The sequence below is a fragment of the Neobacillus sp. SM06 genome (assembly GCF_050496765.1).
Classification (GTDB): Bacteria; Bacillota; Bacilli; order Bacillales; family Cytobacillaceae; genus JAEVLT01.
In genome coordinates this window covers 1-2,539 of record NZ_JBNWEO010000003.1, presented here as the reverse complement: position 1 = coordinate 2,539, position 2,539 = coordinate 1, and the positions used below count along the sequence as shown (strand labels likewise).

The 2,539-nt window shown below is 38.4% G+C and carries 2 protein-coding genes; both read right to left on the bottom strand.

What is annotated here, in order from left to right:
* Nucleotides 1-1,037 (bottom strand): ATP-binding protein (locus tag ACQYAD_RS00085; RefSeq protein WP_430234345.1); only part of this gene is annotated, 1,037 nt, incomplete at its 3' end.
* A partial coding sequence (locus ACQYAD_RS00080) for a Mu transposase C-terminal domain-containing protein (RefSeq protein WP_430234343.1) occupies nucleotides 1,030-2,539 on the bottom strand: 1,510 nt, incomplete at its 5' end. The genes ACQYAD_RS00085 and ACQYAD_RS00080, both read right to left, overlap by 8 nt.

The window sequence follows — 2,539 nt, the reverse complement described above, 5'->3', positions numbered from 1 at the left end:
GCAAAAAGTTTTACGGCAATATCAACAATGCCTTGACTTTCTTCGTAAATCGCCTGATTAATTTCATCAGTCAACTCAACCTTGTTTTGAAGCCATTGATACTCCCATATGCTTTCAATCAGTAAATCCCAATCATCATTTTTCTCCATTTGCTGCCATACCATATCACCCTGGCCACTTCCCCTTCTAGCTTGTCTAAAATCCTGCTGTAGAACGCTTTTAGCGCGCATCGTTCCAATCATCATAACAGGTACTCCAATTTCGTTAACAAGGGTGACAAAGAAATTCATCATTTTCTCTGAGTTATTATCCCGAGTAGCCAGTAAATGTTGAATCTCATCTATAACAAGGGCTCCTACACAATGCAGTCTAGCAATTTGCCCCATTCTTGTTACCATTGAACTGATAGAGTGTCTTCGACTTCCGAATCGTTCATAATAATTTGAGCCAAGAAGTTGATCCATTTTTAGGAAAAAGTCCATGCACAATGATTTTAATGAACCGTCGTGGGGGCAATTTAATTTCAGCCAGACAACCTGGGTAATATTTAAAGGATGCTTGTGAATTAGTAATTGCGGATATAATGATAAGACACGCTCAATCGCTGTTGTTTTTCCTATCCCTGAAAATCCCATTAATGTCATACTTGATGCAGTGGAACGTATATCATTTTTTGTTTCCAATCCATGCAACTGCTGATGTCCAATCGCAAGGCTTTTGGTAAAGCCTGGGGTTAACGGATTTCGACTTATATACCCATGCCTTAGCAGACGGGAAAACCGTTGTTCTAAGTCCAAATGCTGCATTACTGGCTGAAAGAAACGAGTAAGTCTCGGTATTGCATGATAACGAATATGAGTAGGTAGGAATCTCTCTTGTTTATCGAAATCAGGATAATAACTGAGAGCATCGAAAGCCTCTTCCGGAGATAAAATATCTGGTAATGCCTCAATTAGTGGATTACCCTTGAAATCAACCACTTGCTGCTGTTTATAATTAGCGACTTCAGTATTGTTCAAGTGTAGTTCTTCACTCATCTTTTTTCTCCTTTCGTCTCCTCAGAAACTCTCTCACATTTGGCCTCGAAAATTTTTGCTCATTTACTGTGTTCGACTGAAAAGGAAGTATTTGAGCCTCTTTCTTTTGTTCTTTGTCTGCTTCCAATTGGAAAGCCTCTTCATATTTCTGCCCCTGCTTTTCATTTCTACGATGTTCCTTTATATTCCCAACCCTCTCTGCTTTACTTAAGGAGCGATCCATTAATTGTTCTTTCCTTTTAGATGCATTAGCTACGATCGATTCTACATCAGCTATATAATCAACATCTTTTTGCAGTTGCTGGTGACTCATACTCTGGATTAATTGCTTTTCCTTCTGCAACAAGTACATTACTTCCTCTAAACTTGAATGTTCGTATCGTTTAGAAGGTTCAAGCATATGGCATTTATCATATTCATTGGACTGACTATCAATCCAATAGGCAATAGACATATCCCTTGGATCATACGCTATCTCAACCTTCCATGAACCTTTTTGCCTAGCAGTTTCAAACCATGACTCCTTAACAGCCCGTTCGCAACTATAATAAATCCCCTTCATTCGGATTCCTTTATAAGTAACAGTTGCAGTTTCTCTCGGCATTAAATGTAGCTTTACAACGTCTTCCGGAAAATACTTAAGTCTGCCTGTCCGACTTTCAATTCCCCAATTCCATAGTTTAAGTGGAATAGGCATTACATCATCATGAACTAAATCCTCATCACGTACGTAATCTTTCAAATAGTGCTTTTGATTATAGTATAAAATTTGCTTTATAATAATCTTCGTAAATTCATCTAATGTTAAAACTGCATCTAAACGGTAGTCCCTTGCACCGCGCTCTTGAAAATCTTTATCTACATAGCCCGGAAGCATCGGCTTCACTTTCTTCTGAATCAGGTCAAAATGCTTTTCAACTACACCTTTCCAATCAGCGCGATATGGTGCAGCATTCTCAACATGAAGATTAAATGCTTCGATTAAACGATCTACATTAAAACCCTCAAATTCTCCCCTATCTGCCAAAAGTATTTCAGGTAAGTGCTCACAAGGCCAATCATCTTTTGAAATTTCAATGCCATACTGGGCGCAAAATTCCTGCTTATCCATTACTGTATTTGCTAAAGCCATCATAGCACCTAACCATGAAGGGCCTTCCAACCCAATATAAACACCTACAACCATTCGGCTGAAAACATCCATAACTAAGTAGATTACAGGACGTCCAATAATCCAGTTTGGATTATGTTTTGAAATTAGGTACACATCTCCAACCGTTGCGTCAATTTGGTAACGAGAACCCGGGCCAAATACTTCTGAAAGGGAAGAGTTTAACACTGCTCTATGGTCTTTGTTATATTTTTTCCTTCCTTTACGAGCAATGAGTGATTCTGGTGCAGTGTATTCTTTATCATACCAGTAACGAAATTGACGAATACTTGGGATTTTTTCTTCGTCCTGAATAATCACTTTCTCAATACCATTTTCATAGTAAATATTA